Source organism: Rhizobium sp. FG113 (assembly GCF_057809895.1).
Window position 1 is genome coordinate 101,165 of record NZ_JBMDKV010000009.1, and the last position, 26,708, is coordinate 127,872.

A 26,708-nucleotide genomic window follows, 5' to 3' on the forward strand; every position below is an offset into this window, starting at 1 on the left:
AGTGAAACACCAATGTAAGGCGAGAAATACCATCCAAACCATCTAACCTATTGAAAATAATAGAAATAACTCTCCAAAAACTATCCAATCAACTATCCAGACTATCCATTGAGGGAGAAGAAGATGAAAAAGGTATCGATTGAACAGTTCCTGACCTGGGCCTTTACGCAGGAGTTGTGCAAGGTCGGGTCTGGAATTGATTACGGTCCGAGCATTGCGGGAGCCTGGGGCAAGGTCAGCGAGATGGCCGATCTTGGAACCATCATCGACCGCTCGCCGAACGGCTACGGGGTGATCCCCGATTACATGGCTGGTGGCGATCCGCATCCGGACGCTGTGGCCGCAGGCGATGCGGTGAAGCGGTTGGCGGCACGCGGCGGCTATGAGATCGGCGATGGCTGGAAGCCGTTCCCCGAGTGGTCCGACGATCTGGGTCTCGTCGCTGGTGAGGTTGCCAGCACTGTACAGGCGCTTCGCCTTAAGCCCGATGTGCTGGGCGGACGTCACGTCGTCAACCTGGTGGTCACTTATGCCATCCTCGGCCGTGGGCCGGATTGGACGGTGGATCGGCCGGAAGAAACGATGGTATCTTCGAGGGGAAAGCCGTTGTGGTTCGTCCAGCGCTCGACCAACGACGGTTTTGGCCGATCCTATACGTTCGAAACGGACGGCTTTGACCGCAAGAAACAGCGGCCGATGCGTGGGGCTTACCGAAAATACCAGCTTTCTGCGCCGCTGAGAGGTGCGATCCTCTCCCGTCTGGACTGGCAGCTGTGGCAGGATGCGCTCGAAACGCTGCATCGGGAGCTATCAGGCAAGCTTCACAGCTCAACGCTGCTTCCGTTTTTTGCTGATCGCGCACCATGGGCGCGGGGGAGGGTTGCCACGCAACACACTGAAAATGCTTGATATAAATTTCAGTCGGCTGGATTGCGATGCGGCAGATAGTTGACATACATTAAGCACACTGAAAAAGGTTAGAGAAACCCGCTAGGCAACCGCCCGGCGGGTTTTGCGTTTCCGGATGATGGAGGCGATCATGATCTCGCCGTTGTAATGGCGGCTTTCGAGGATGACGGCATGGCTCCGGAATTGCATTTGGACGCTGGAGAAATCCTTCAGCTTTCCAAAGCCATTGGAAACCTGCCCGGCCAGATCAAGGCTAAGGCGCTGGCAAGCGCGATGCGTCGCATGCGCGACATGGCCCGCACCCGGATCGTTAAGCGCAGCGCCGAGCGGACAGATCTGCCTGTGAGCCGCGTTAGGAAGATAACATCTGCCAGTTTCAATGCTGGCGGCAACACAATCGAGGTCGTTGAGAAGTCCGGATGGATACCTCTCATCGATCTTGGCGCGACGCAGACGGCGCGCGGCGTTCGGGTGAGAGCACGTGGTTCTTACAAGTCGGCCTTCATTGCACAGATGTCGAATGGACATAGGGGCGTTATGAAGCGGGTAGGCAAGGAAAGGCTTCCGATCAGGGAGCTATTCGGTCCTAACCCGGCGCACGACGTGACCAACAACCCGGATGAGTTCGTCAAGGTTCTTGCGGAACTGATCGAGGATAATCTCGCGCCGCGCGTCCTTCACGAACTCGGTCGGCTTCTCCCGGGGTGACCGTCGAGGCGGGTCCAAGGCCCCCCGGACCCCCACCCCCCGGTCAAGGGACCGTACCGCCTTTCCACCCCCTGCGGGCCGGGGCGACCCCGAGATCCTGTCAGTCTTTCGCTTCAAAAACTTGGGTTAACGGGGTTAACGGCGTTAACGCGGCAGTTAACGAGCAGGTTAACGATGAGCACTGTCATGTGGTCGATTGCGCAGATTGCTGCGCGCGACGGAATTTCCAAGGCGGCTGTTTCGAAAGCCGTCAAGAAGATGCTCGATGATTGGAAAGACACCCCCGTCGAGCGTGGCTCTCAAGGTCAGGTGATGCGGGTCTCCCTTGCTCACTACGATGAGTTTCGCCAGCGGTTCACGAACCCGGCAAAGGCCACGGCTCCGATCAGAGGTGTCAGTGAAGGCGAGCATTCAGGATCGACCAGACCGCCGCCGCGCGATGAGGAGAGTTTCGAAGAGGCCCGCCGGCAGTCAGAGTGGCTGAAGGTTGGACGTGAGAAGATCCGTCATCAGGAAGATTGCGATCAACTTATCCGCAAAGATCGAAACGACGAGGCCTTAGCTATCATCGGCGGCGAGATACAAGCAATCCTGAGGCGTTTGCCGAACAGGGCGGATGAGGTTGCAATAGCTGTCTCAAAAGAAGGCGTACATGGTGTTCGCGTTCTGCTTCGCCAAATCGCATTCGCCATCGGTACAGAGATCGCCGACAAGCTGGCGGTGATCGCGGCGTCCGCGCCGGAGCATGATCCGCTAATCGAGGATGAAGAAGCGTGACGGTGCATCCCGGCGCTTTGCGGTCGGTCGCATCCGTTCTCGAGCGGTCGATCCGCCCGCAGCCACCAGTATCATTTCCGGTCTGGCTACCAAAGAACGTCGTTCTTGTGGATGGCCCGCGAAAAGGGGAGCTCTGGTCGGCAGAGGACGCGCCGTACCTGGTGGATATCGCTGATTGCCTCAGTCAGGAACATCCCTGCAATCTGGTGACGGTGCGAAAGGCGCAGCAGACGGGTGTCACAATCCTCGCGCTCGCCTGGATGATGTACATCGCCGAGAACAGCCCCGATAATGCGCTTTATGGCGTACCGGGCATCGACGCGCTGCAGGACATCAATTCGGCGAAGCTGCAGCCTCTCATCGACAGATGGCAGGAAAAGACAGAAAAGCTGATCATCCAGCCGACGACAAGTCGGTCAGGGGTCGGATCGACCACCTACGAGAAGAAGTTCCCAGGTGGCTCGATATTCCTGGCCAACGCTAACACCGTGATGGACTTGTCGTCCAAGACGACAAGATTCGGGGTGAAGGACGAGGTATCGAAGTGGCAGATGCTGCCCAATGGTGCCGATCCAGAAAACCTTTTCTTTGGTCGCTTCACAGCTTTTCGCCGACAGAAGACCTACAAGATCTTCGAACTGTCGACGCCCGAGCTGGACAGCGGGGATGCACTTGGTGAGGGGCCCGGTCACTGCCGGATCGACCGGAGTTTCCGGCGATCGGACCAGCGGTTCTGGTTTATCCGCTGCCCAGAGTGCCGGCAGGAGATGGTGCAAGTCGACGCTAAGCTGCGGATCGACCGCGCGCATCCTCACAAGACTGTAATGGTTTGCGACTGTGGTCATCACATTTCAGAAATGGAACGCGTACTTGGCGTTCGTCAGGGACGTTACATAGCCACCAAGGATGAGCCGGACAGGCATCCTGGCTTCCACGTCGATGCTTTCATGTCGCTGATGATGTCCTATGAGGCCATCGCCGAAGACAAGATCACCTACGAGGCCAAGGGCGAGGCCGGTGCGAAGGACTACAGCAATCTGGTGAAGGCCTTGCCGTACCAGATGAAAGGCAATGCGCCGGATCACCAACGGCTCATGGAGCGGCGTGAAAGCTACGAAGTCGGCACGATCCCATCGGGCGGGCTTCTGTTTGTCGCCGGCGCCGACGTCCAGTCCTACGGGATTTACTGCGAAGCGGTCGTCTTCGCCGAGGATCGGCAGAGCTGGAATGTCTTTGCCGAATTCTTCGAGGGTGCGACCGATAACCCCCAGGCGGGCGCGTGGCTGCTGTTGGAGAAGTGGTATCAGCAGGAATTTCCTGATGCCAACGGGGTGCTGCGAAAGATCGAGGCGCTCGGCGTCGATAGTGGTTATCGCACCAACCAGGTTCTCGAGTGGTGCCGCCGCCACCCCAATACATATGCCATCAAGGGCATGCCTGGCCGCGGTGTCCCGGCGATCAGCGCGCCGCAAAAGAAGTCGATCAAGAAAGGCGGGAAGCGCCGCCGCTTCGGTTCGTCGATGGCGTGGCCGGTGGGTACATGGTCGTTGAAGGCCGAGCTTTACGGCAATTTGCATAAGGTTGGTTTGCGGTCCGGCGAGGCTGCTGATCCGCCCGGCTATTGCCATTTCCACATGGAGCTTGGCGAGGAATACTTCCAGCAGCTCACGGCGGAATACTTTTCGCAAAAGCTGATCAAAGGGAAGCTCCACGAAGAATGGCTTACGCGGCGCCCTGACAATCACTTTCTCGATTGCAGGATCTACGCCATGGCGATGGCCGAACATCTCGGCCTGTCGCGGATGACGAAAAGTCAATGGGCAGCACTAAGGGCCAAGCACGATCCGATCATGCATCCCGATCTTCTGTCACCCGCGTCGATCATCGTCGCGCAGCAGACTGTAGAACCCGAGCCAGAACCTCAGCCGGCGTCGCCGGTGGTGAACAAGCCAGAGCCAGAGAATCGATGGAAACGACGCAGGTGAAACCGAGACACAAGGTCAAGGCGACCGGCGTTCGCAGCGATGCCCCGTCTGTTTCTCCTGGCCCTAGTAGGGTGCGGGCCAGCTACATGCGCGACACCCAGTCGGGCGTGATTGCTGCCCGGCCCGCTTCGCTTCGCGAGCACCGTGACGAGATCCGCAGGGTCTGGACGCGCGCGGCGGGGCTTGCCATGGATCTGCTACAGAACAGTGGAAAGCTTCGTGGCGCGGCGGATCAGATTATTGCCGACACGGTCGGCATCGAGCTGCAGCTTAACCCGCGTCCTGATTTGACCAGGTTCGGCTATAGCCCGGAAGAGACCACCGTGTGGATCCGGGAGTTGAAGGCGGCTTGGAAGATCTGGGCATGGAACCCGCTCGAGTGCGATTTTCGCGCCAAGTGGACCATCCCGCAGATGACCGATATCGGGGTTCGTCATTGGCTGGCCTTCGGCGAGAGTGTCGGGGTCTGCCAGTATCTTCCGCGGTCGCAGCGTCTTGCGGGAACGCAGACCGGGACGAAATTCCTGCTGCTTTCGCCGCAGCAACTGGTCCAGGATACCAGTGACGTCGAGGGCCTTTATCAGGGCGTCGTGCACGACAGCTATGGTCGCCCGATAGCCTATCGCTTCGAAGAGAAGCGTGACGGGTTCCGGCAGAAGAAGGATTATGCGGCGCGCGACAGTGATGGCCGGCAGATGGTCATGCACGCCTATGACCCGTTCTCGAGCGACGATGTGCGCGGGATTTCACCGCTGGTGACGACGTTCCGGAAATACCTGATGGCCGAGAACGTCGACGACGCGACGGCGCAGCTGATGTTTCTGCAGACGATCTATGCGGCGATCCTGAAAAGCGACAAGCCGAGCGCTGAGGCCTTCGAGGCGCTCGATATGATGAAGGAAGCCGGCGGAGACGGCGCGGCCGAGATCGCTTCCGACTTCGTGAACTACTTCAAGGCACAGCTCGACAGGGCTGCAGAATCGGAAATACGGCTTGGCCCGGGGGCAGGGGTTTCTCATCTGGCGCCCGGCGAGGATATGGAGTTCAAGAGCATCACGGCGCCGGGGCCGAACCACAAGGATGTGATCGGAACGTTCAACCGGGAAACGGCGCGCGCTCTCGGCATCACTTACGGCGGTTACACGCTGGACTTCACTGCGGCGACCTATGCCAGCACCCAGATGGAGAATGCGTCGACCTGGCCGATCGCGCGCCGGCGCACCGATCGCATCGCTTCGCCGCACGTTCTGATCCCTTACGCAAGCTGGGTGGATGAGCGGATTGAGACTGGCCTGACCCCTTTCAAGGGTGGGATCGATGTCTATCGTGCCAATCGCGAGGCGATCCTGTGGGCGATCTGCACCGGGCCGAGCAAGCCGACCGCCGATGATGTCAAGAAGGCCAAGGGGGCTAGCGAGCGGATCGTCAACGGTACAGGCACGCTCGAGCAGGAAATCAGCGAGGATGGAGGAGATCCGGAAGAGGTCTTCGAAAACCGCCTCTACTGGCACAACCGCTACATCAAGGCAGGCATGAAGTCGCCGTTCGAACGCGGCCTGCCCAGCGATCCGAGCGCTTCGAGCGACGAGCCTGCGGGCAAGGGCAAGGTGGACGCATGACGAACGCGGTAAAAATCGGCGGCATCACGGTCGATGTCGAAGATCCCTGCGCGCTTTACGCCGTTCTCGCCGCGGCCCGGACCAAACGCCTCGCCGGCGAGCAGATCGAGGAATCTGAGATCCGATCCCCGGTCATGCATCAGCGGATCAAGGTCGCGTCCTCGAGCATCGCCGATATCGACAAGGAACTGGTCAGGCTGCAGGCAGCCTGCCAGGCGAAGACAACCGGTTGCCGTCCAACGCGGCGCATGCGGTTGCGTTTCTGAGGATATGTCATGAGCTTTCGTTATGCACAGATCGCCCAGCGCGTATTTAATACGCCGCTGATGTATGATCCTCGCAAGGCAGAGGCATTCCTGCAAGGGCTTGGGAGCCGCATCGCCGGCGATACCGTCGTGATCACCAATCCCGAGGGCGCCATCGATCATGTCGGTGGCGGCAATGGACGGCCGCTGGCAGGAAAGGTCGGAGGCCGTATCGAGCGGGTTTATAACCGGGCCAACGCCCTGCCGTTCGACATAGTCGAAAACATCGCCATCATCCCGATTGAAGGCAGCCTGGTGCACAAGGGCGGCTGGGTCGGATCGAGTTCCGGCGAGACGTCCTACCAGGGTTTGCAGGCGCAGATATCGATGGCGCGTCGCTCGAACATGGTTCGCGGCGTTGCTTTCGAGGTGGACAGCTACGGCGGCATGGTCAACGGCGGCTTCGAGACGGCGGCGGCAATGGCACAGCTGTCGAAGGAGAAGCCCACCATATCGATCCTGACGGATCATGCCTATTCCGCCGGCTACCTGCTCGCGTCACAGGCGCGGCAGATCATCATGCCGCGCTATGGCGGCGCCGGATCGATCGGGGTGATCATGATCCACGCGGACTATTCGCAGGCGCTCGAGGATGAGGGCATTCGCCTCACCATCATTCGTGCCGGAAAGCAGAAGGCCGACGGAAACCCTTACGAGCCGCTCAATGCGAGCCTTGCCGAAAAGTGGCAGGCCGAAGCGGAGGGCATGCGTCAGGACTTCGCGCAGGTCGTTGCCTCTGGCCGCCGCGGCCGCATCACCAAGGCAAAGGCGCTGGCGACGGAAGCCGGCGTTTTCGACGCATCGGACGCGGTCAAGCTGGGCCTTGCCGATGCCGTCGGCGATCCGCTGGAAGCGTTCGATGCCTTCGTCAAGGAAGTGAACCGGGGCTGATCCCCAGGAGACCCATCATGACCAGTCTGATTGCTGCCATCCGGGCCGCCGTGCGCCCCGGAGCGGCTCCTCATGTCCTCGTCACCGACGAAGGCGAACCGGACGCCTCCGCGTCCATCACCGAAGGGCCTCTGCTCGAGGCATCGCTAACAGGAGAAGACATGCCTGATCCACAGCCTGGGGCCGGCATGGCCCCTGCATCGATCGCTCAAGCCGTTGCAACCGCCGCAGCCGGTGGCGCCGATGGTTTCAAGGCGGCCACCGACCGCATGACCGCCATTCTCGGCGCAGAAGGCGTCAAGGGTGACGCCAAGCGCATGAGCGCGGCGCTCGATCTTTCGACAGCGTCGCCGGACATGTCGGCCGATGCCGTCATCTCATTCGTCGTCGCCAACGTTCCTGCCGCCGAGGCGTCGATAGTCGCCACCGAGCCGGCGGCCTCTGCAGCGCCGGCGTCCGCATCGGCCTACGAGGCGCAACGCCTCGCTGCTGCCAATCTCGCGCTGCCTGGCGCATCCGGCGCCGGCCAGAAGGCCGCCGCTATCAATCGTGACGCCATCTTCGCCGCGCGTCGCGTAACCCCGAAAGGAGCATGATCATGGCGACGAGCTTCACTGAAACGCCGCGCGACCTCGCCTTCATCCTCTCCGAGGGTAACGGTATGGTGTCGCGCGAAGTGCTCACCATCAAGTCCGGGTCCGGCAAGGTGTTGGCCGGAACCGTCCTCGGCAAAGTCACTGCCGATGGCAAGTATGTTCCATCGCCGAACGCCAGTGTCGCCGGGAAAGAGGGCGCTGAAACCGGTGTTGCGATCCTTGGCTACGAGGTCGACGCGACTTCCGCGGATGTACCTGCGGTCTGCGTCACGAATGACGCGGAAGTCAAGTTGCCGATGCTGATTTTCGAAGCGACGGTGAACGACGCGGCCAAACGTACGACCAAGCTGGCGCAGCTGCGCGCCGTCACAATCAAGGCACGATAGGAGAACGACGATGCCTGCACCGAATGTCCATGCCTCCGACCCGTTCAGCCTTGAAAGCCTGACAGCGGCCGTCAACGCCGTTCCCTATCGCCCTGGCCAAGTCAGCGCCAGCGGCATCTTCCAGGAAGATAGTGTCTCTACCACGATGATCTCGATCGAGCGTCGCAACGGCAAGCTCGGCCTGGTGGAGCCGTCCGAGCGTGGCGGTCCTGGTGAGACGACTGGTGATGATGACCGCACCAAGGTGCCGATCAACGTGCCGCACTACCAGCGCAATGACAGCGTCATCGCCGATGAAGTTCAGAACGTCAGGGAGTTCGGCACCGAGAGCTCTCTCGAAACCGTCGTCGGTCGCGTCAACCGAAAGGCTGCTCGGCACGGTCAGGACCTGCAGATGACGCTGGAACACCAGCGTGTGGGCGCCTTGAAGGGTATCGTCACGGCAAAGTCCGGCAAGACGCTCGTCGATCTCTACAATGCATTCGGAATTGCCGTTCCGGCGGCCATCTCGCTGGAGCTCGATGTCGACGCCACGCTCGTTACCGGGCTCTGGCAGGATGTCGTCTATTCGATCGAAGATTCTCTGGATGAGCCTTATGGCGGCATCCACTGCTTCACCGGTCGTGATTTTCACAAGGCGCTCTGGCAGCACAAGTCCGTACGCGAAACATTTCTCTACGGCACAAGCGCCGTCATCCTGCGTCAGGACGTTCCCGATACCTTCGAGTGGGGCGGCGCGACCTGGGAACGCTACAAGACCGGCGCGAAAGCGACCGCGGATCTCGGCGCACCGTACATCGCCGCCAACGAAGCCCGCGTCGCGATCACCGGTGTCGATGATCTCTACATCACGCGTTTCGCGCCGGCCGATTACAATGAAACGGTGAACACGCCGGGCTTGCCGCTCTACGCGCAGATGATCGAAAAGCTGAACCACAAAGGTTACGACCTGGAAGTTCAGTCGAACCCGATCTCGATCTGCACTCGCCCCGAGGTTCTGCGCAAGCTCACCCTCACCTGATTGCAGCAGTCGAGAAGACCAGGAGGCCGGCCCAGCCGGCTTCCTGTTTCCCGATGCCTGGCGAGCAGGTATCCGGCAACAGGAAGGGAGTTCCTACAATGGCATCGACGAAAATCGGCATAGCCTTTCATCATGGTGGCATCATTCCGGCGTCTGTCCTGAAAAAGGACGAAGATGTAACGGTGGCCGCGCACGAGGCGATCGAGGTGCCCGCCGACTACGGTCAGCACCTCATCGACGACAAGTTTGCGTACGCGAAGGATGTCGAGAAGGTCACCAAGGCCAAGAAGGCCGAAACGCCGGCCTCCGGCGCCACTGCCGCTGAAATCGCCACGGCAGAGAAGGCTGTGACGGACGCCGAAGCGGAAGTGACAGCCGCGGGCGACGAGGCCGTTCGCAAAGAAGCGGCCGATCAGGCTCTCGCGAGCGCAAAAGCAGCGCTGGAAAAGCTGAAGGGCTGATCCAGTGGTCGACTGGGAAGCAGCGCGCGACTTCACGCTGCAGGCTTGCGCCGACATCTTCGACTATACCCCTTGCCGGCTGCAGCCTCGGAGGTCCGGTCTGACCGCAAACCACGCGCAGGGTAACGATCCGATCCGCAATGCTTTTGATTTCACGGGCACGATCGATCTCGAGCCGCCGAGCGACCGTATCCCACGTCACTTCTCGGCGGATACCGGCGTGAAAAGCGGTGCCGTGTCTTATGACGCGGTCCTGACGGCGTACGTTGCGGCGTGGCCATACCAACCTGATCGCAACGATCACGTCGTCAATACGAAGACCGGTGAGGTCTGGAAGATCGTGGCGAAAGAACAAGACGGCACGGCGCGGCCGGCCTGGTATCTATCGAGGGCGTGATGCTTGCTGCGGAAGCTTTGAGACTTGCTGCGATCGAGGTTCTCTGCCCAACGGCTGCCGCAGTAGCCGGCGGTGTGTTTCCCACACTGGCCGGTTCGCGCGTTCTCGACAGCCGCGCCGTCGCGATAGAGGATCTGGATAGGTCGCGGGATTACACGCCGGTTCTCGCTCTCTATACGCCCGAAAGTGGTGTCTCGCTTCGCGGCCCGCTGGCCGCGGTGGATGACACAATTGCTGACGCGGTCCTAGATGTGGTTGCAGAACTCGCCATTACGTCATCGGACGATCGGGGCGATTTCGCGGACGCAATGGCCGACACTGATCCCGAAGCCAGGCTCGTCTTGGCAGCGCTCTGCGCGCAGGTGAGGTACCAGCTTGATCGCGCGGCATCTGGCGGTTTGTGGCGGTCGCTCGTCAACCACATCATCAAGATCGAGGAACAGACTTTCGCTGTGCCTGATCTCGGCCTTCGGTGGCAAAGGGTCACCATGCGATTCCATTGCCAGATCCATGACGACGATTTCGACGGCGAGGGATTGCCGCAGCCGCTCCGATCCGTCTTCGAGGCCCTGCCGGCTGAGAGTTATGCGAAAGCGAAACTTGGAGCCTTGGGCCAGTATTTTATCGCCACAGCGCCGCCGCCGCTGGAAGGCATCCGAGCAGTTGTAAAAACCGGCTCGGAAGACATCGTAATGGGCGTCGGCGATACCGCGCCCTGACCTCAGGAGAAATCGATGACGAGGATTTATGTCGCGGCGCCCGATCGCGCGATCCCTGGCGGTTGGCCGGAAGACGGGCGGCCGATCAATGAACTTAGCCAGTTTGAACGCAACCTCGTGAGGGATGGCGACCTCGTCGAGGTGAAACCCGCCAAGACCACGAAGAAGGATTAGATCAATGGTAGCCAACATTCCGAGCGATATCGTCGCTCCGCTTCTTGCCTTCGACGTGGAGTCGGCTGGGCAGTTTACCTCCGAAACTAAGATGATCCTTCTGGGGCACGGCCTTGCTGCTGGCTCCTTGGCCGAGGTCGGTATCTCGCTTTGTTCCAGCGTCAACGAAGCCCGCGCGCTTGCTGGCCGTGGATCGATGCTCGAGAGCATGGTGATCAGGCAATTCATGAACGCTCCGAGCCAGGAGCTTTACATTGGCCGTGTTGCGGATACCGGAACGGCTGAAGTCCGTACGGTTACCATCGGTGTCGTCCCGGCCAACGGTGGGCAGGGCGTCCTGCAAATTGCCGGTGAGGATGTCTCGGTCGAGATCGCAGCCGGCACTTCCGCAAATGCTGTTGCCACGCTCCTGGCTGTTGCCATCAACGTCTATTTCAACGCTGCGACCAAGAAAAGCCTGCCGTTCACGGCCACTGCTGCGGCGAACGTCGTCACACTGACGGCACGGCACAAGGGTGTCTATGCTTCCAAGCTCGATGCTTACATTCCGGTCATTGATGGCGGCAATGCATTCAGCGGCATCCTTGCCTTTGCCACGACCACGCCAGGCGTTGGTGTTCCTGATGTCGCTCCCATCCTCGCCGCGATGGGCGATGACCCGTTCGAAATTGTCGTCTCGGCTTTCGGTGACGACAGCAATCGCACGAAGCTCGACGACTTCCACAACAATACGTCGGGTCGCTGGTCCTACGCGCAGCAGCTCTACGGCCATGCCTTCTATCCGAAGACGGGTACGACAGCCGAACTGACCGCATCCGCGCTGGCAAAGGATACGTGGCACCTTACCATGATCCCCATCCTGTCGAATTCGGGCATGGCGACGCCGGATTACGAATTCGTCGCCGCCGTGGTCGGGCGTATCGCGGCGTTGCTCGGCAGTGGCGCCGATGGCCGTGTCTCGGTGAACCAGACCGGTCTCAAGGTCGAAGGCGTTCTGGCGCCGCGCGACCGCACATACTGGCCGGGCTACGCTACGCGCGACGCGTTCCTGAAGAACGGCGTTTCCGCCTGGAAGGTGAATACCAGCGGTGACGTCCTGATCGACAAGGTGATCACGCAGCAGCAGACGACGAACAACGTGCCGGATACGGTGTTCCGCGACATTCAGGCGGTCTACCAGATCACCTATGCGCTGAAGTTCCATCGGACGGCGCTTGCCAATGAGCATTCGAACAAGGCGATCGTCGACGACAATCCGGCCAACAACGCGAACCTGCGGACGCCGAAGGATATTAAGGCCACGCTGGTGAATTCCACGGTGCAGCTGCAAATGCGGGGTGTCGTCGAGTCGTCGCAGGATCTCCTCGATCAGATCGCCGTGACGCGCGATGCGGACAACCGCAATCGCGTCAATATCGTTCTGCCGATCGACCGGGCCAATCCGCTCGATATCTTCGCCGGCCTTGCCCGCGTCTACGCTTAACGGCAGGGCGGTTTCGCCCTCGCATCTCTTTTTTCTTTTTCAGGAGAAACTGCCATGGCTGGCAAGGATTTTGGCGGGCGCATGAGCGTCAGGCTTTCGAGCGGCAGCACGCTTTCGCTGCGCGGCACGTTCAATGTCTCCGGCGCGCGTTCGTCGTCGGAGGCGATCACCAATCAGGATGGGTCCATGGACCGGACCTTCACACCACGCTCGCCGAGCGCGTCTATCAACTTCCGAGACGGCGATATCAGCGCCGACGATCTGATCGAGGCGCCGCGCCAGAACATCGTCATCAACGAGGAAAATACGGGCGTCACCCACCACTTCATCGACGCCGTCTTCACCGGCACCCCGGAGAGCAACCGTGTCAACGGTGAAGCCTCGGGCGTGACCATCGTTGGCGAGGCCTATCGCAAGACGGGTGGCTGACGATGGCACAGAAGACCATCAAGCTCTCGCAACGTTACGAGCCGCTTGGCGAAAAGCCGTTCGACAGCATCACGCTGCGGGAGCCCACCTATCAGGACATCATCATGTCCGGTCTCGGCTTCCCACAGGAACTGCAGCCGAACGGCCATGGCGGCACGATGGTGGTGACCTATTATCCCGTCGTCGACGCATACGCGCAGCGGCTCGTCGTCTCGCCGGAATACAAGGATCTTGCCGGCCTGTCATTTGCGGACACCAATGACCTGCAGGATGCCATCTGCGGTTTTTTCCGGCAGGCGGCACTGAAAGCTTCGTCAGCGCCGCAGACCAGTTCGTCTTCCGACTCCGATGGGACGCAGCAGCCGTCCAGCGAATGACGCTTCGCGAATTGTCGTGGTGGGTAAACCGCGCGATCGCATTCCGTAAAGGTTGATCATGACACGCGAAGTCGAAGCCCGGCTCAAGATATCGGCCGTCGATAAGACCGGTCGGACGCTGAAGAACGTGTCCGACAAGATGGCCGATATCAACAAACGGGCGGCCGCTTTCAACAGGCAGCAGTCCGTCCTGGGGAAATCGACTGCTGCCATGTATGCCGGTATCGCGCGGTTTGCCGCGCCGGCTGCGCTTGCCTATGGCGCCAAGAAGGCGTTGACGGATTTCGCCGCCGTCGAGCGTCAGATGAACCGGATCGGCATCACCGCCAACGCCAGCGCCGAAGAAACCAAGTCTGCCTTCACCGAGCTGCAGTCAACGACCAAGCAGCTCGCCCTGGGTGTCGAGGATGGTATCACCGCGCTCGACACGTTGGTCGCGTCGGGCATGGATCTGAAAGAGGCGATGGCCTTCCTTCCTTCTGTGCTCGCCACTGCGCAGGCATCCGGCGCCGCCACCGACGATATCGCCAACACCGCGATCAAGGCGGCCTCGGCCCTGAAGCTCGAGACCAGTCAGATGCAGCGGGCGTTCGATATTATGGTTGCCGGCGGCAAGGCGGGCCAATTCGAGATGAAGGATATGGCGACATATATTCCGGACCTCGCGAACTCGTTCGCGTCGCTCGGGTATACAGGCGAGGATGGCCTGAAGAAGCTGGTGGCGATCCTGCAGACGATTCGCGAGGATACTGGCTCCGCGTCGTCCGCTGCGACCTACGCGCAGAATATCTTCGGCAAGATCTATTCGGCGGATACGGCCACCAAGTTTTCGAAGATGGGCATCGATATCCGTAAGGAGATGGATGCTGCACGTAAAAGCGGCGAGGATACCGTCGCCGCCTTCGTCCGGATCTCGAAAGAGGCAATCAAGGGCGATCTCAGCAAGCTTCCGCTGCTCTTCACCGACGAGCAGTTTCGTCTCGGCATGCAGTCTCTGATGACCTCGGCGGACAGCTATAAGAAGTTCATTGACACGGTGAACAGCTCGGAGGTCGACGGCACGGTTCTGCAGGATCTCAATCGCGTCACCGGGGATACTCAGGCCAGCATCGATAAGCTGTCGAGCAGCTGGGACAAGATGATGAATAGCCTCGGCAAGGGCGTCGCCCGACCGGCCGTGCCTGTCATGGACGCGATCTCGAAGGATGTCGATTACGGCAGCGCGGTGCGCGAAGCGCTCGGAAAGCAGGGCAAGGGCTATTGGGAAACGGAAACATGGATGGCGATGAACCTGCCGTTCGGCAGTTTTTCGCATAGCGCCGAGGCGGACCGCCTGGCGCTCACCGGTGGCTATCGAGATCCGGAATTCATCAAGCGGATGCGGCAGGGGCCGAATATGCCGCAAGGCCCGCAGCTTCCAGAGTTTCCCGGCGGCGATCGTCATCTCGATCCTCGCAATCTTCCTAAGACGGGTGTGCCAGCGCCGGGGTCTCGCCCGTCCATGGTCACTGCGCCCAAGGTCAATCTGGCGGAAATCTATGGGCAGTATGCCGATAGCCGGAACTCGGCCGCTGGATGGGAAAAGGCGAAGGCGGCTGGCATGCCGAGTGCTCCCAACCTGCAATCCGATTTCTTCCGCATGCCGTCAAAGGAAGAATTCAAGGATGCGCTGAAGATCGATCTCGGCGGTGACGAGGCCGGTCAGAAGGTCGCCGATGGCGGTAAGGAAGCCGGCAAAGCCATCGAGGATTCCGCCGCCTTCTTCAAGGTCGCGGGCTACGATGTCGGCGCGGCGATCTCGGCGGCTGCAGAAAAGCTCTCGGCCGCCGCCGGTCGGTTCAACAGCTTCGGCCCTGGAACGTCCAATGGTCCACCCACGGGCGTCAATGCCAACACCGGCCGGTCCATGAGGCCTTCCGTCAACCGCCCGATGAATGCGGGAATGGAGTAACGTTTCGTGCGCAACTGGCAAAGGGATCTGCGCGCCGCGAGCTTTCGCGGCGTCCGCTTCTGGGTCGATCAGGACGCGCTGAGTGGCGGGAAGCGTATCGCGCGCCATGAGTATGCCGGCGGCCGGACGACGGTGCTTGAGGAAGCCGGGCTTGCCACGGCGATCTACGACGTCACTGCGTACCTGCTTGGTGATGAAAGTGATGCGCAGGCGGTTTCGCTGCAGACGGTCTGCCTGGCTGCAGGCCCTGGCCGGCTCGTCCTGCCGATCGACGGCGGCTTCCTTGCTTACGTCGAAAGCTTCAACCGCGCGCGGGAACGGGACCGGCAGGGGTATATCGCCTTCAGCTTTACGGCGATCCCGCTCAGCAATGAAGCCGGCGCCGTGCTGGGGCTGGGGGATGTCACCGCTGCTTTTCTCAATGGCCTTGGCATCGCGGTGCCTGGCCTGCTGTCGCTCGTTGACGACGTTGTTGCCATTGCGTCGGTGTGTTCATGGCTCGTCGATCTTGGCTCGGTGTTGATCGACGATGTCGACGACCTCGCGAATTTCATCGGTCGCGCAGCTGCCATTCCTTTGCAGACGCTTCCTGATCGAGCGTCGGAACTATTGTCGATGGCGCGCGAGATTGGCGAGAGTGTCTCTTCTCCTGATGACTTCGGCGCTCTGAAGGTCGTCGCCTTTTCCGGCGGCGACGCGCAGGATCTCAGCGCGGTGTTGCTGGCGGTCAGTCTTGCTTGCGCGGGCGGCCGGGCGGAATGGATATCTCGTCCGCAAGCCCGCTCCGGCCGTGAGCGGATTTCTGTTGTCGCTGATCGCGCTCTCGCCGTCGTGTCGGCGATCGGCGCCGAGGCCGCTGATCTTTACGGCTGGCTGACGCAGCTGACGCAGATATCCATTCGCCTGGTCTCCGACATCGCGGCCGATCTCGTTCCGGTCGTGCGCGTCGAAACCGGGATTTCACTGCCGTCATCCGTGCTGGCCTACAAGCTCTACGGTGATGCAACGCGCGCCGGCAGTCTGGTCGATATCGCCGGATCGGCAACGCCGATGCTGATGCCTGTCGGATTCGACGCTTTGGAAAGCTGATATGTTCGAGACAGTCAAGATTGTCGGCTTTCCGCCGGTGAAATCCATCACGATCAGTGTGTCTGCCGAGAAGGCAGCCAGGTCCGCAAGCTTGGATATGGTGATCAAGGGTTCCGGCCTGCCAATCGCGGCTGGCGATCACGCTGTGGTCGAGGCCTCGGGAGACGTGATGCTGACGGGCTATGTGCGCGATGTAGACACTAGCTACGGTGAGCGAGATCGCTATCTGAGTTGCAATCTGATCTCGAAGACGATCGACTTCATCGAGTGCTCAGCCGAGCACCCAACTGGCGAGATGTTCGACAAGGACATCGTCGCGATAGCGAAGGAGCTCGACACCCTCGGGATCGGCGTAAAGTCGGACGGGACTGTCTTTCCTAAAGAGCCTCGGCACAAGCTGGATCTGGGAGAGAGCGCATTCACTTCGATCGAACGGCGGGCGCGGGGTCGAGCGGCGCTGATCTACGATACGCCAAAGGGGCAGATCATGATCGCCAGCAAGCCAGCCGGAGTGCATGCCGGCACCTTGCGTCGCGGCGTCAACATTCTGCCAGGTGCATCCGCTAGCTTCACCGAAGCTGATCGTTACAGCGATATCGCCGTACGCGGGCAGGCAACAGAGGGCACGGGCAAGCAGCAGCTTCGCCCTCAAACTTCGGTGAAAGACAAGGGTCTCGGACGCCGCCGCCCGCTGATCCTCGTCCACGAGGGCGAGACGACGGTTGATCGCATGAAAAAGCGGGCAATCTGGGCCGCTCGACGGGCCGCCGGCAACAGCGTTACGGCAAACATTCCCGTCACCGGCTGGCGCGATGCCAACGGGCAGATCTGGCAACCGAACTGGCTGGTGCCGGTGGAAGACGACTGGCTTGGTATCGAGGGCATGATGATCATCAAGAGCGTCACGTTCGCGCAGGGCGAAATGACCACGGCGACGCTGTCTGTTGCCGATCCTCGCGCGCTGGGTGGTGAAAATCCCCGCGGCAAAAGCGCCGGGATTTATGCTGCGCCTGGCGTCATCGACGCGGAGTATGAGGACGAATGATCAGGGTCGAGCTGGACGGTCGCGTTCTGGAAAAGGGCGGACAGCAGTTCGTCTCCGGTCGCGGCGCATACGGTGACGGATGGTCGAGGATCTATCGACCTGAACCGCACGGTTTTGCATCGAGCCCCATAGCTGGCGGCAAGGGGTTTGTTCTGCCCAAGCCGGGCACGCCGGACTTCGCGCTGATCATCGGCGGCGAACACCCGGACAAGCGGCCGGTGCTCGAAAGTGGCGGGACCGCGATCTACGACGCCTTCGGCAATATTCAGATGTTCGTCGCCGAGGGTATTGTCGTCGACGTCGGTGGGCGAACGATCACCACGACGACGGGTGGCTGGGTTCTGAATGGTCCTGCGACGATCAACGGCGATCTGCAGGTGAACGGCAATATCACTGCCAGCGGCGTCATCACCGACAGCGACGGCAACAACGGGGCCTAGCCGGCCTCCCTTCTATCTATACGAGGCTTTCCGTGGTTCGCATCATTCCCAAGGATGATAGCGCCGAACCCTATCGCGCGCCGGATATCGGCTGGAACGGGTTTGTCGGCAGCTTGATTCTCAATCCGCCCGACCACCCGACAGCGCCTGGCGACCTGCGCGCCGAGCAAGGTCTGGCCACGCAGGTGCTCATCCATCTTATGACCGACCGTCGCGTCGAGGAAAGCGAGCTGCGCGACGGTGAAGAGAACCGGGGCTGGTTCGGTGACAGCTTTGATCAGATGGATGGCGAAGGACCGCTCGGCTCGCGTTGGTGGCTGCTGCGTCGCCGGTCACTCTACGAAGGGATCGAGGTCGATGCGCAAGACTATGCAATCGAGGCTCTGCAGCCGCTGATCGATCAAGGGGCGGTATCGCGGATCGAGGCGATCGCGACGGCGGACAGGCCAGCCAACCGTCTCGACTGTGTCGTCAACCTTTATGGTCGCGATGGTGCGCGCGTCTACCAACAGAAATTCGAAAACCTCTGGAGACAGATAGATGGCGTGGACAGTCCGCTCGCTGGATGAGCTTTCGTCGCGGGCGCGCGGTTATTTCCGCACGTACATGACAGGTACGGATACGAGCCTGAAGAACAACTTCGTGACTGTCGCTGCGAAGGTGTTGGCGGGCATCGGCCACGAATTGGAGCTTCGTCTTGCATACCTTGCTCGGCAGTTGTTTGGCCGCACGGCCAACCTCGCCATGCTGACTTTGCATGCCGCCGACGTGAACATTTATCGGAAGCAGCCGTCAGCTGCGGCCGGTACGATCGTGGGAACTGGACAGCCGAATGAGATCTATCCGGCCGGTATTCGGTTTTCGTCCGGATCGCAAATCTATGTATCGACACGATCGGCGCAAACCAGCCCCATCGGTGCGGTCAGCGTCGATGTGACGTCGGAGAGCAAGGGCGCTGTCACCAACCGCGACGTGGGTGGTACGCTTACCCTGGCTGATCCCGGCATCTACCCAACGCTCGGATCATCCTTCTCTGTTGGGGAGGGTGGTCTCGGTGGTGGTGCCGATATCGAAGAGGAAGATGCATTTCGGGCGCGCTACCTTTTCCGAAAGGCGAACCCATTGGGGGCCGGCAAGCTCACCGACTACGAGCAGGCCGCTCTCGATGTGCCAGGTGTGCTGAAGGCGTGGGCTTACCGCGACACGCTGACGCCTTCTTTCATGGTGGTGTTCTTTCTCTTTGATGGTCGGGTGGACAATATCCCAACAGCGGGAGACGTCGCTGTCGTGCAGGCGGCAGTGGAAGCGAAGCGGCTGATCAGGGTCAATGACAGTGTCGTCGAGGCTCCGACCGCCGTCGCGCTCAATCCTGTCATCGCCAACCTTTCCAACGACACCGAAGAGGTGCGCACCCTGATCGACGCGGCCATCGCAAAAGTTCTCTACGACAAGGCGCGCCCCGGTGTTGCCGGAGACGTTTTTACGCTGTCGCGCAGTTGGATTTCCGAGGCGATATCGGGGGTGACGGGCGAGACGAGCCACGTCCTCAACTGGCCGCTGGATGACCTGTCATACAGCAACGGGCGATACCCCGTGCCGGGAACAATCAACTATGTCTAATTCACCCTATGCTCACACGCTGACAAACAGCTTTACGCCTCGGGCGACGTCGACGCTCAGCCTTGCTGAGGATGCGCTCTCCCAGCCGACGAGCGATGACCTGATATCGAGCGGGCTTGCATTTTGGCCTGCCGGGCCGGCGTGGGGTAGTCCTGATGGTGAAGCGGTTTCACTTGATAGCGGACTTGCTCGCTTCACGCGGGTGCTGCTGGCTCCCTTTGCGTTCTTGTATGCACGTGGCTGGCAGCTAATCAGGGAATCGAGCGCCCAAACCGTCAACGAAACGCTCGATGAATGGGAAGCGGATTATGGGTTGCCGGAGCGCTGCTTCAGCGGTGAGCAATCGACTGTCCAGCGATTGACCGCGCTCCGCAGGAAGGTTGCCGCCGAACCGCTCAATCACCCGGAAGACTTCGTGCGCGTCGCGGCGGACTTCGGCTTCACCATCGAGCTTGAAGAGCCTTCTGTCTTTGAGTGCGGCTTTTCGGAAATCGGCGGCCGTCACGGAACCGGGGCTGCGGTACAGGAATCCTACGTGATCGTCCGCGTGAAGGATGCATCGATCGCCTATTTCGAAGTCGGGGCGTCCGAGTGCGGTTTCGACCCGCTGTTTTCGCTGGGTGGCGCAGAGCAGATTGTCTGCTTTCTGCGGCAGGAAATGCCCGGTTGGGCGACACCCGTACCCGAGCCATGGATCAACTATGTGGCATTGGCCGTCGACGACGATCACGTCCTTGCAGACGGCTATGGCCACACGATCTGCGTCATTCTCTAATCTCTGAGGAAACCATGAAATACAACGCTCCCTTCGGCAGCCCAGATCCCAACGCGGCATATCTCGACCGAAACACGCCCGCTGCCATCGCTGGCTCTCGTGTGCCGGCCGCAGCCGTGGAGTATCCGCAGCGAGAAATCATGGCCGTGATTGCCGCCGCCGGTATCGTCGGCGACAACGCGGATCTGACGCAGTTGCTGCAGGCAATCCAGAGCCTTATTGACGCTGCAACTGGTGGCGCTGGCGACACGAACTATGTCTTGATGACGCAGGCGCGCGGCAGACTGCCCATTTTTCCCGAGGTGCAGACTGCGGACGGTACGCTACCTGTAATCTCACCTGGTACAGGACAGATCCGTGTACCGGTAGGCTACAATTTTCTGCATCGCGGCATTTTCAATGTCACCACGACGCAGGTCGACTTTGTCACTAGCATCAACAAGACCTATCACCTGCGCTGGAATCCGACGTCCGGTTTCGTGCTGAAAGATCTGTCGGATGTCGCCTACAATCCCGGCGGGCTTGCCGAGGGGCATTCGAGCTTCGACAGCGCATACGACGACATGCTTGTCTCCAGGATCGTGACAAACGCAAGCAACGTTGCGGCGATCGTCAATCTCGTGAACCGCGATCGGATGTCGTATTTCTCGGCAACCGGCAGAGTCACGACGGGCGTCGTCATCGCTGACACGCCTTATGGGTCGGCATCCGTCAGCAAGACAGGGAATCGCTTCACCTACAACTTTTCACGCACGCCGTCGATGCAGTCCATCATTGCCATCGTTGGCGCTGATTATGCTTCGACGATGGGAATAGAAGGCGCTGCAAACGCAATCTACAACAAAGCAGTCGACCGCTATTCCACGGTGTTCGACGTGGCGACAGACTATAAGCCTGGTGCGACCGGCGGGTACGTCGAGATTGATTTTCGAGCGACGGCATAGGGGCATCATGATGGATACTCCTGAAAAAATCACAATCGACGACCTTACTCTTTTTGCCGACATTAGCCGAGAGCATGTCCTGCCGGCGATGCATGACGGGGAGCCGGGAAAGCTTTCAGTCGGACAAATAATCGATCTCGTGCCCGAGACTGACGTGGCCGGCATTCTCAAGGCCGGCGCGGCAAAGGCGCCCATTGAGGACGCCGACAAATTTCCCTTGATGGATAGCGGAGCGGATTTCGAGCTCAAAACCTCCGCGCTTTCCAACTTGATTACAAGTATTTTCAAGGCATCGCGCGTCATAGCGAACGTCATCGTGCAGGCATCCACATTCCGGATGAAAAACGCTGGTGGGTTTTCGCCCATATTTGGTGTGACGGCGTTGACGGCAGACAGGAACTACATATTCCCGAATGCCGACACTGCGCTGGGTGGATTGAACGTTGGCGCAAAGGTCACCCCCTTCGGAAACGCACAGGCCTACGTAGGTATTCCTGCTGGTGTCTCGAAGTTTGCAATTCACATGAGGGCCATCACCTACGCAGCAAGCGCCCAACCACAATTGAAAGTGGGACCGTCCAGCGGTGTCGTGTCCGCAGGGTACGGCACGGTAGTTTCCACAATAAACACAAGCGGCGCTACAGCTGCCGCCGCTTCTTCCGCAGCGGTTTTACTAAACACCGCCTCCGCCCCGGCGACGCTGGTGACTGGCGACATCAACTTCACACGTGAACCCGGGACAAACAACTGGGTGTATGAAGGAGTATACACCAGCGGCGCGAGCAACATTAACCAAGTCGGCGGTTCTGTATCGCTTGCCGCCGACCTTGACCGATTTGAACTCGGTTCGGTCACGGCTGTGGCGCTTAGTGGCGGTTCTCTCTGGGCAGATTGGAATTTTTAATGAAACAGGTGGTTTTCGACGCAATCACAGGCGAAAGCAGTCTGGAAGACTACGCGCCGCCGACCTACGTGCCGTCAATTGAAGATTACCAGATGGTAATCCAATCATTTGTTGACGAGACTGCCCGCTCCCAGCAGTTCAACGACGGTGTGACGATGGCATCTTATGTGGCGTCCACGGTCGAGGAATGGGCAGCGCAGGCTCAGACGTTCGTTGCCTGGCGTGATAACGTTTGGCAGTACGCCTATTCGGAACTGGCGAAGGTGCAGGCCGGCGCGCGTGAGCAGCCGGGCGTCACCGACTTTCTGCGCGAACTCCCCGAAATCATCTGGCCGTAGGGCCGACATACCCCTAAAAATTAGGAGAATTTTCATGCTCGTTACCAACTGGCGGCGCGTAGTCGCGATCTCTTTGAGCTTCTGGATGCAGATCGCCGGCCTGGTGGTACTGATCCTCCCTGAATTGAAATACAAATGGACCGGAGAAGATTCCGATCCCGTCTTCTTCTGGTGGCTCGGCGTGCTGCTGCTGGCCGCCGGTATCGTCGGCCGTCTCTACGAGCAAGGCGTGTCCAAGATCCGGGAGTGGCTCCGGATAGTCGGCGTGGTTGCGATCCTCACGCTGCTTGCCCTCATGCTCGCCACGACCGTGCGCGCGGCGCCAGCAACCGAGGCGGAAACGCTCGATATCGCGGTCCCCTTCATCCTGAAAAAAGAGGGCGTGAAGCTTATTGCCTATCTCGACATCGTGGGCGTGCCGACAATCTGTGGAGGATTGACGACGGCGGCTGGCATCAAGGTCTATATCGGCATGCCGACGATGACCATGGCTGAATGCCTTGCGCTCATGCGCCTGAAGGTGGCCGAATATCGCGCCGGTCTTCACCGCTATTTCACGCCCGCGACCATCAGGGATCGTCTGCCCGCCACGCGCGACACGGCATATACCTCGCTGGCCTACAATATCGGTATTGGCACGGCTGGAAACAGTACCGCCGTGCGCCGGCTGAATGCCGGGCAGGTCGCCGCTGGTTGCCAGGCGATCGGATGGTTCAACAAGGCGGGCGGGCGGGTTATCCGCGGTCTTTTCGAAAGGCGGAAGGATGAAATCGCCCTCTGCATGAAGGGCGTCTGATGTTCGGGAAACTCACCGACATCATCAAGATCCCTGTCGCCATCCTCTTCGGTCTCGCGATCGGCCTTGCCGTCATGCTCTTCGTCTATGAGGGCGTCCGGATGCCGATCGTCGGTCAGCTTGTCAACGGTAAGATCCAGGATGCAGTTACGGCTGCGCTTGGCCAACAGAAAGCCGTTTGCGACGGACGCATCGAAAAGCTTTCTTCGTCGACGGAAGTGGCGGCGCTGAAGGCGACGCTGGATCGCGAGCGGGTGTTGCTTCGGATGGCCAACGAGGCCGCCGCGAAAGCGGATGAGCGCGAGTTCGCAGCGCAGCGCAAGCAGACTGAAGATCAGGCGACGATTGCCAGGCTACTCAGCGAAGCCAGCCAGGACGAAGGGTTGTCGCGCCCAAATCAGAGGGACAGGGAATGGCAATCAAAGCACTGATGGCGATCGTGGCGATTTCAATGGCGGCGCTGGCCGGTTGCAAGACGGCCGACGAATTCACCGACACGCAAGCCCGTGCGCGGCTCGATGCCGCTGCGGCAATCAAGGGGCAGGCGCAGGCGCAACCGCCGAAACTCGCTCTACCTGCTGCTTGCACGGCAAAGGTTGATCGTGTGCTCGATGCGGATGAGCCGTGGGTGATCCACGATTGGCGCTGGCAGGTATCGGCGGATAATCGCGACAGGAAGGCCGTGGACTGTCAGGCGTTCGAAGACGACTATAACGCGCGAATCGACCGGTTGCTCTCCAGTGGAGGGGCTGATGATGGTAGCTGAACCCTACGCTGGTCCCGGTATCTGGATACGCATCCAGCATCGTTTCGGTCCGCGCATGATGGAGTGGTTTCTCGCCGGTCATACGATCATGTGGGGCGCCGTCTTGTTGTGGTCTGATAATCTTTTCCTGCAGCCCGCGTGGGGCGGCTTCAAAGATCTATTCGGCGACGCAACTTTGCTGGGTGCGTTGATGGTTGGTCTTGGCTTTTTGCGCCTTGGCGGGCTGATCGTTAACGGAGCGAAGAAGGATGTAACGCCATCAATCCGGCAATTTTCCGCCGGCCTCGGCTTTTTCATCTGGTCGGGCATTACATACGGATACGCATCCTCTGGCGTCGTATCGACGTGGCTCGCAATCTACCCGCTGTTCGCCCTCGGCGAACTGGTGAACATCAATAGGGCCGCGCACGACCAAGGGGAAGCAAGGAATGGAAAATCTCGATAAGCTTCCACTGCCGCTCCTGATCGCTATGGGAGTCGGCTTGGCAGTTATATTCGCCGTCAGGCATATGGGCCTGCTGGCAGGCGCTCGCGCCACGCCATCGAACAACCCCGCCGCCGCGCAGGTTGCCGCCGTCATTGTCGACCCGACAGCCCTGGTCAACGCAACGTCTGCCGTCAACCGATTGACCGACGCACTCGACGAACATCACGAACTGGCGAAGGACCATGCCCACATGGTCTGTCGGCGGGTTGATGCCCTCTCCGATAAGGTCGGTTCTCTGACCGGTGTCCTGGACAAGCTTATTCTTGAGATGGCGCGCAAGCACTAGTCGGCAAGCTTGCTGTAACTCATTGATGAGCCGTTTGACTTTCAAATATCGGGGCGCGGAATATTGCATTTCCAATGTACCTACCGGCCCCAGTGGTGAGGTGGCCATAGTCCCACGAAAGAAGGTCAGACGGATTACTAGACCATGAGGTTGCGCAGCTGCCGTTGCCGCAAAACATGTTGATCAACGAAAGATAGGGAATATGCCTCGCCGTCGTCAGCGCCATGAGGCTTCGTTCCGCCGCCGATGAGTCGGCCCTCGGCAAGGAAGGGATGCGGGTGGGAATGCCTAGCGATTTATCGGCTTCCCACTGCTGGTAAATCAGGTCTGGCAGTTGCCCGTTGTACTCTGGAAACGGACCTACGATGAAGACCCTTATGCCAGCGGATTCAAGTGCGTCGATGTAGAACTTTAGCCCCGCACCGATTGCCCCCTCTACATAATCCGCGGAATAGAATGACCATCTTGCAAACAGGATAACGACATCAGGCTTGTTTCTGATTATGGCCGATAGCGCAGCGTTCGTGAACTGTGAACATGCCTTAAAATCGCGGATCGGGGGGCACGAGTCAGCCGCGAAAAACGAAACCGATGCCTTGCCCTCAGCCGCGAGAGATAAGCCGGGGAACAGGCGGGCAGCGTGAGAATCTCCCCAAACGGCAATCTTGGGCGACCGGGCTCCTGGCTGGAAGTCGCACTCGGGAAGGTAGCGATGCTCTGGCTTGTAGATCCAGCACGTCCCAACTCTAGCATCCGACCTGTAATCGTAGTGACCAAATGCAAGGATCTCCCGCATCTCCTTCGGATAGGTCAGCGAGCGTATGTCGATTTGACTTGTCGCTGCTCCGAATACACCCAACGCAACAAGAAGAGTTAGAAGAGGAACGGCAACCTTTCCCAGGCCGAAACGATGCAAAGGCCGCTCGACGTAGAAGTAAGTGCATGCCGCGAGCGCTACTGCCGCCCCCATGAGTACAAGCGTTTGTGTTCCGGAGAGGTGGCGCTCCCCGCTTCTGGCGAAAACCAGTATAGGCCAGTGCCAAAGATAGAGCGGATAGCTGATCAGGCCAACGGCCACTACCAGCCGGCGGGAGAGGAGCGCATCGGCGATTAGGTTGAGCGGGCCTACGAATATCAGAATACCAGTGCCGATCACTGCGATGGCAGCGTGGACTGGAGCAAAATCCGTCTTGCTCGTAAAAATCAGTGCGCCGGAGACGAGGGCTAAGCCAACAGCGGCGAGCGTCGACCGGACGCGCTCCGGAACCCTTGTACTGGCAAAGCTTACCAATAGGCCACCGAATGCCAGTTCCCATGCTCGGCTCAAGGGAGAATAGAATGACGCCGCTGGAGCGTAAAAGCTAGAAAAGACGTTGTAGGTCAACGATGCCACGACAATAGCCCCCAGACACCATGAGGCCTTGAGGCGCGACCGGCTCAGGGTAAAGAGAAGGGCAGGCCAGACGATATAGAACTGCTCTTCCACGCCCAGAGACCAGAGGTGGAGGAGAGGCTTCGTCAGGGATTGTACATCAAAATATCCCGCCTCGTTCCAAAGCAATAGGTTCGGGATAAAGAATGCCGCCCCCATCGAGTGCCATCCCAACTGCTGCAATTGGGTTGGCGGCAGTATGAGGAACCCTGCAAGTAGCGTGGCGATTAGAACAAGGATGAGCGCTGGATAGATGCGCCGGATGCGGCGCTGGTAGAACACTACAATCGAGAAATCGCCGCGGTTTATGTCGGACGCGATGATGCCTGTGATGAGATATCCGGAAATCACGAAGAAGATGTCGACACCCAAAAAACCGCCAGGCAACGCTCGCGGGAAGGCATGGAAAATAAGGACCGCGACGACAGCGATAGCCCTCAACCCGTCAATATCGGCGCGGTAGCCATGTTTCGCGAACGGTTTGTTCAGCATCAGCATATCTGGCTTCTTTTTGATTGTGAGATGCCCTCGAATAGCTTCGACCGCCTGCGTTGACAATCTGAATGTGCCGCTTTCTGATGGCTTGTGCATGAAACAT

Annotated in this window: 33 protein-coding genes; 32 read left to right on the top strand and 1 reads right to left on the bottom strand. The window is 59.8% G+C overall.

Annotated elements, in window-relative coordinates:
- Positions 1-123 precede the first annotated feature (123 nt).
- The 32 genes from ACODTZ_RS20640 to ACODTZ_RS20795 all read left to right on the top strand — a co-directional run bounded on the left by ACODTZ_RS20640 (position 124) and on the right by ACODTZ_RS20795 (position 24,678).
- A complete protein-coding gene (locus ACODTZ_RS20640) occupies positions 124-909 on the top strand; it encodes a hypothetical protein (protein WP_489027700.1) in 786 nt (261 codons plus the stop codon).
- A gap of 171 nt (positions 910-1,080) precedes the next feature.
- Positions 1,081-1,617 (top strand): phage tail protein, encoded by a 537-nt coding sequence (locus tag ACODTZ_RS20645; RefSeq protein WP_489027702.1) that lies wholly within the window; start codon positions 1,081-1,083, stop codon positions 1,615-1,617.
- 174 nt (positions 1,618-1,791) lie between these two features.
- Complete coding sequence (locus tag ACODTZ_RS20650; RefSeq protein WP_489027704.1) at positions 1,792-2,394, top strand: plant Invertase/pectin methylesterase inhibitor family protein; 603 nt, start codon at positions 1,792-1,794, stop codon at positions 2,392-2,394.
- A 2-nt stretch (positions 2,395-2,396) separates the two neighbouring features.
- Positions 2,397-4,379, top strand: a complete 1,983-nt coding sequence (locus ACODTZ_RS20655) for a terminase gpA endonuclease subunit (protein ID WP_489027706.1) — start codon at positions 2,397-2,399, stop codon at positions 4,377-4,379.
- A complete protein-coding gene (locus ACODTZ_RS20660) occupies positions 4,376-5,998 on the top strand; it encodes a phage portal protein (protein WP_489027708.1) in 1,623 nt (540 codons plus the stop codon). Before ACODTZ_RS20655 ends, ACODTZ_RS20660 begins: the two co-directional genes overlap by 4 nt.
- Complete coding sequence (locus ACODTZ_RS20665) at positions 5,995-6,264, top strand: hypothetical protein (RefSeq protein WP_489027710.1); 270 nt, start codon at positions 5,995-5,997, stop codon at positions 6,262-6,264. The genes ACODTZ_RS20660 and ACODTZ_RS20665 overlap by 4 nt, the downstream gene beginning before the upstream one ends.
- A gap of 9 nt (positions 6,265-6,273) precedes the next feature.
- Positions 6,274-7,194: a S49 family peptidase gene (locus tag ACODTZ_RS20670; protein WP_489027712.1), complete on the top strand. Its 921-nt coding sequence runs from the start codon at positions 6,274-6,276 to the stop codon at positions 7,192-7,194.
- 17 nt (positions 7,195-7,211) lie between these two features.
- A complete protein-coding gene (locus ACODTZ_RS20675; protein WP_489027714.1) occupies positions 7,212-7,790 on the top strand; it encodes a hypothetical protein in 579 nt (192 codons plus the stop codon).
- Between the two features lie 2 nt (positions 7,791-7,792).
- Complete coding sequence (locus ACODTZ_RS20680; protein WP_132668048.1) at positions 7,793-8,176, top strand: head decoration protein; 384 nt, start codon at positions 7,793-7,795, stop codon at positions 8,174-8,176.
- A 10-nt stretch (positions 8,177-8,186) separates the two neighbouring features.
- A complete protein-coding gene (locus ACODTZ_RS20685; protein ID WP_489027716.1) occupies positions 8,187-9,197 on the top strand; it encodes a major capsid protein in 1,011 nt (336 codons plus the stop codon).
- Positions 9,198-9,295: 98 nt separating this feature from the next.
- Positions 9,296-9,658 (top strand): hypothetical protein, encoded by a 363-nt coding sequence (locus tag ACODTZ_RS20690; protein ID WP_489027718.1) that lies wholly within the window; start codon positions 9,296-9,298, stop codon positions 9,656-9,658.
- A 4-nt stretch (positions 9,659-9,662) separates the two neighbouring features.
- The gene (locus ACODTZ_RS20695) at positions 9,663-10,055 is read left to right on the top strand and encodes a hypothetical protein (protein WP_489027720.1); all 393 of its coding nucleotides are present in this window, start codon (positions 9,663-9,665) and stop codon (positions 10,053-10,055) included.
- Positions 10,055-10,774 carry a hypothetical protein gene (locus ACODTZ_RS20700; protein ID WP_489027722.1) on the top strand — a complete coding sequence of 240 codons (720 nt, stop codon included), beginning with the start codon at positions 10,055-10,057 and terminating at the stop codon, positions 10,772-10,774. The genes ACODTZ_RS20695 and ACODTZ_RS20700 overlap by 1 nt, the downstream gene beginning before the upstream one ends.
- Positions 10,775-10,789: 15 nt before the next feature.
- Entirely contained in the window at positions 10,790-10,948 is a 159-nt protein-coding gene (locus ACODTZ_RS20705; protein ID WP_489027724.1) for a hypothetical protein, read from the top strand.
- A gap of 4 nt (positions 10,949-10,952) precedes the next feature.
- Positions 10,953-12,431, top strand: a complete 1,479-nt coding sequence (locus ACODTZ_RS20710; protein WP_489027726.1) for a hypothetical protein — start codon at positions 10,953-10,955, stop codon at positions 12,429-12,431.
- Between the two features lie 54 nt (positions 12,432-12,485).
- Positions 12,486-12,860 carry a phage tail tube protein gene (locus tag ACODTZ_RS20715; protein WP_489027728.1) on the top strand — a complete coding sequence of 125 codons (375 nt, stop codon included), beginning with the start codon at positions 12,486-12,488 and terminating at the stop codon, positions 12,858-12,860.
- 2 nt (positions 12,861-12,862) lie between these two features.
- Entirely contained in the window at positions 12,863-13,237 is a 375-nt protein-coding gene (locus ACODTZ_RS20720; RefSeq protein ID WP_489027730.1) for a hypothetical protein, read from the top strand.
- A 58-nt stretch (positions 13,238-13,295) separates the two neighbouring features.
- Positions 13,296-15,188 carry a phage tail tape measure protein gene (locus tag ACODTZ_RS20725; protein ID WP_489027731.1) on the top strand — a complete coding sequence of 631 codons (1,893 nt, stop codon included), beginning with the start codon at positions 13,296-13,298 and terminating at the stop codon, positions 15,186-15,188.
- Positions 15,189-15,194: 6 nt separating this feature from the next.
- Complete coding sequence (locus ACODTZ_RS20730) at positions 15,195-16,277, top strand: DNA circularization N-terminal domain-containing protein (protein WP_489027733.1); 1,083 nt, start codon at positions 15,195-15,197, stop codon at positions 16,275-16,277.
- Position 16,278: 1 nt separating this feature from the next.
- Positions 16,279-17,322, top strand: coding sequence for a phage baseplate assembly protein (locus ACODTZ_RS20735; protein ID WP_489027735.1), 1,044 nt, complete (start codon positions 16,279-16,281; stop codon positions 17,320-17,322).
- On the top strand, positions 17,319-17,762 hold the full coding sequence (locus ACODTZ_RS20740) for a phage baseplate assembly protein domain-containing protein (protein WP_489027737.1): 444 nt from the start codon (positions 17,319-17,321) through the stop codon (positions 17,760-17,762). Before ACODTZ_RS20735 ends, ACODTZ_RS20740 begins: the two co-directional genes overlap by 4 nt.
- Before the next feature lie 32 nt (positions 17,763-17,794).
- Positions 17,795-18,331 (top strand): phage GP46 family protein, encoded by a 537-nt coding sequence (locus tag ACODTZ_RS20745; protein WP_489027739.1) that lies wholly within the window; start codon positions 17,795-17,797, stop codon positions 18,329-18,331.
- Positions 18,303-19,382 carry a baseplate J/gp47 family protein gene (locus tag ACODTZ_RS20750; RefSeq protein ID WP_489027741.1) on the top strand — a complete coding sequence of 360 codons (1,080 nt, stop codon included), beginning with the start codon at positions 18,303-18,305 and terminating at the stop codon, positions 19,380-19,382. Before ACODTZ_RS20745 ends, ACODTZ_RS20750 begins: the two co-directional genes overlap by 29 nt.
- Entirely contained in the window at positions 19,375-20,157 is a 783-nt protein-coding gene (locus tag ACODTZ_RS20755) for a hypothetical protein (RefSeq protein WP_489027743.1), read from the top strand. The genes ACODTZ_RS20750 and ACODTZ_RS20755 overlap by 8 nt, the downstream gene beginning before the upstream one ends.
- A 140-nt stretch (positions 20,158-20,297) precedes the next feature.
- Complete coding sequence (locus tag ACODTZ_RS20760; RefSeq protein WP_489027745.1) at positions 20,298-21,101, top strand: hypothetical protein; 804 nt, start codon at positions 20,298-20,300, stop codon at positions 21,099-21,101.
- 10 nt (positions 21,102-21,111) lie between these two features.
- Positions 21,112-22,005, top strand: a complete 894-nt coding sequence (locus tag ACODTZ_RS20765; RefSeq protein ID WP_489027747.1) for a hypothetical protein — start codon at positions 21,112-21,114, stop codon at positions 22,003-22,005.
- Positions 22,005-22,343 (top strand): hypothetical protein, encoded by a 339-nt coding sequence (locus ACODTZ_RS20770; RefSeq protein WP_489027749.1) that lies wholly within the window; start codon positions 22,005-22,007, stop codon positions 22,341-22,343. The genes ACODTZ_RS20765 and ACODTZ_RS20770 overlap by 1 nt, the downstream gene beginning before the upstream one ends.
- 34 nt (positions 22,344-22,377) lie before the next feature.
- Positions 22,378-23,139 (top strand): lysozyme, encoded by a 762-nt coding sequence (locus ACODTZ_RS20775; protein WP_489027750.1) that lies wholly within the window; start codon positions 22,378-22,380, stop codon positions 23,137-23,139.
- Entirely contained in the window at positions 23,139-23,570 is a 432-nt protein-coding gene (locus tag ACODTZ_RS20780) for a hypothetical protein (RefSeq protein ID WP_489027752.1), read from the top strand. Before ACODTZ_RS20775 ends, ACODTZ_RS20780 begins: the two co-directional genes overlap by 1 nt.
- Complete coding sequence (locus ACODTZ_RS20785) at positions 23,552-23,905, top strand: hypothetical protein (protein WP_489027754.1); 354 nt, start codon at positions 23,552-23,554, stop codon at positions 23,903-23,905. The genes ACODTZ_RS20780 and ACODTZ_RS20785 overlap by 19 nt, the downstream gene beginning before the upstream one ends.
- Positions 23,892-24,350 carry a hypothetical protein gene (locus ACODTZ_RS20790; protein WP_489027756.1) on the top strand — a complete coding sequence of 153 codons (459 nt, stop codon included), beginning with the start codon at positions 23,892-23,894 and terminating at the stop codon, positions 24,348-24,350. The genes ACODTZ_RS20785 and ACODTZ_RS20790 overlap by 14 nt, the downstream gene beginning before the upstream one ends.
- A complete protein-coding gene (locus tag ACODTZ_RS20795) occupies positions 24,334-24,678 on the top strand; it encodes a hypothetical protein (RefSeq protein WP_489027758.1) in 345 nt (114 codons plus the stop codon). Before ACODTZ_RS20790 ends, ACODTZ_RS20795 begins: the two co-directional genes overlap by 17 nt.
- 19 nt (positions 24,679-24,697) lie before the next feature.
- Here the strand turns inward: ACODTZ_RS20795 and ACODTZ_RS20800 are convergent, their stop codons facing one another.
- Entirely contained in the window at positions 24,698-26,701 is a 2,004-nt protein-coding gene (locus ACODTZ_RS20800) for an acyltransferase family protein (protein WP_489027760.1), read from the bottom strand.
- Positions 26,702-26,708 lie beyond the last annotated feature (7 nt).

Excerpts from the sequence above, each read along its gene's own strand:
- ACODTZ_RS20640 (WP_489027700.1), top strand. The coding sequence starts at position 124 with ATGAAAAAGGTATCGATTGAACAGTTCCTGACCTGGGCCTTTACGCAG.
- ACODTZ_RS20645 (WP_489027702.1), top strand. The coding sequence starts at position 1,081 with ATGGCTCCGGAATTGCATTTGGACGCTGGAGAAATCCTTCAGCTTTCC.
- ACODTZ_RS20650 (WP_489027704.1), top strand. The coding sequence starts at position 1,792 with ATGAGCACTGTCATGTGGTCGATTGCGCAGATTGCTGCGCGCGACGGA.
- ACODTZ_RS20665 (WP_489027710.1), top strand. The coding sequence starts at position 5,995 with ATGACGAACGCGGTAAAAATCGGCGGCATCACGGTCGATGTCGAAGAT.
- ACODTZ_RS20670 (WP_489027712.1), top strand. The coding sequence starts at position 6,274 with ATGAGCTTTCGTTATGCACAGATCGCCCAGCGCGTATTTAATACGCCG.
- ACODTZ_RS20675 (WP_489027714.1), top strand. The coding sequence starts at position 7,212 with ATGACCAGTCTGATTGCTGCCATCCGGGCCGCCGTGCGCCCCGGAGCG.
- ACODTZ_RS20680 (WP_132668048.1), top strand. The coding sequence starts at position 7,793 with ATGGCGACGAGCTTCACTGAAACGCCGCGCGACCTCGCCTTCATCCTC.
- ACODTZ_RS20685 (WP_489027716.1), top strand. The coding sequence starts at position 8,187 with ATGCCTGCACCGAATGTCCATGCCTCCGACCCGTTCAGCCTTGAAAGC.
- ACODTZ_RS20690 (WP_489027718.1), top strand. The coding sequence starts at position 9,296 with ATGGCATCGACGAAAATCGGCATAGCCTTTCATCATGGTGGCATCATT.
- ACODTZ_RS20700 (WP_489027722.1), top strand. The coding sequence starts at position 10,055 with ATGCTTGCTGCGGAAGCTTTGAGACTTGCTGCGATCGAGGTTCTCTGC.
- ACODTZ_RS20705 (WP_489027724.1), top strand. The coding sequence starts at position 10,790 with ATGACGAGGATTTATGTCGCGGCGCCCGATCGCGCGATCCCTGGCGGT.
- ACODTZ_RS20710 (WP_489027726.1), top strand. The coding sequence starts at position 10,953 with ATGGTAGCCAACATTCCGAGCGATATCGTCGCTCCGCTTCTTGCCTTC.
- ACODTZ_RS20715 (WP_489027728.1), top strand. The coding sequence starts at position 12,486 with ATGGCTGGCAAGGATTTTGGCGGGCGCATGAGCGTCAGGCTTTCGAGC.
- ACODTZ_RS20720 (WP_489027730.1), top strand. The coding sequence starts at position 12,863 with ATGGCACAGAAGACCATCAAGCTCTCGCAACGTTACGAGCCGCTTGGC.
- ACODTZ_RS20725 (WP_489027731.1), top strand. The coding sequence starts at position 13,296 with ATGACACGCGAAGTCGAAGCCCGGCTCAAGATATCGGCCGTCGATAAG.
- ACODTZ_RS20735 (WP_489027735.1), top strand. The coding sequence starts at position 16,279 with ATGTTCGAGACAGTCAAGATTGTCGGCTTTCCGCCGGTGAAATCCATC.
- ACODTZ_RS20740 (WP_489027737.1), top strand. The coding sequence starts at position 17,319 with ATGATCAGGGTCGAGCTGGACGGTCGCGTTCTGGAAAAGGGCGGACAG.
- ACODTZ_RS20750 (WP_489027741.1), top strand. The coding sequence starts at position 18,303 with ATGGCGTGGACAGTCCGCTCGCTGGATGAGCTTTCGTCGCGGGCGCGC.
- ACODTZ_RS20755 (WP_489027743.1), top strand. The coding sequence starts at position 19,375 with ATGTCTAATTCACCCTATGCTCACACGCTGACAAACAGCTTTACGCCT.
- ACODTZ_RS20760 (WP_489027745.1), top strand. The coding sequence starts at position 20,298 with ATGGCCGTGATTGCCGCCGCCGGTATCGTCGGCGACAACGCGGATCTG.
- ACODTZ_RS20765 (WP_489027747.1), top strand. The coding sequence starts at position 21,112 with ATGGATACTCCTGAAAAAATCACAATCGACGACCTTACTCTTTTTGCC.
- ACODTZ_RS20770 (WP_489027749.1), top strand. The coding sequence starts at position 22,005 with ATGAAACAGGTGGTTTTCGACGCAATCACAGGCGAAAGCAGTCTGGAA.
- ACODTZ_RS20775 (WP_489027750.1), top strand. The coding sequence starts at position 22,378 with ATGCTCGTTACCAACTGGCGGCGCGTAGTCGCGATCTCTTTGAGCTTC.
- ACODTZ_RS20780 (WP_489027752.1), top strand. The coding sequence starts at position 23,139 with ATGTTCGGGAAACTCACCGACATCATCAAGATCCCTGTCGCCATCCTC.
- ACODTZ_RS20785 (WP_489027754.1), top strand. The coding sequence starts at position 23,552 with ATGGCAATCAAAGCACTGATGGCGATCGTGGCGATTTCAATGGCGGCG.
- ACODTZ_RS20790 (WP_489027756.1), top strand. The coding sequence starts at position 23,892 with ATGATGGTAGCTGAACCCTACGCTGGTCCCGGTATCTGGATACGCATC.
- ACODTZ_RS20795 (WP_489027758.1), top strand. The coding sequence starts at position 24,334 with ATGGAAAATCTCGATAAGCTTCCACTGCCGCTCCTGATCGCTATGGGA.
- ACODTZ_RS20800 (WP_489027760.1), bottom strand. The coding sequence starts at position 26,701 with ATGCACAAGCCATCAGAAAGCGGCACATTCAGATTGTCAACGCAGGCG.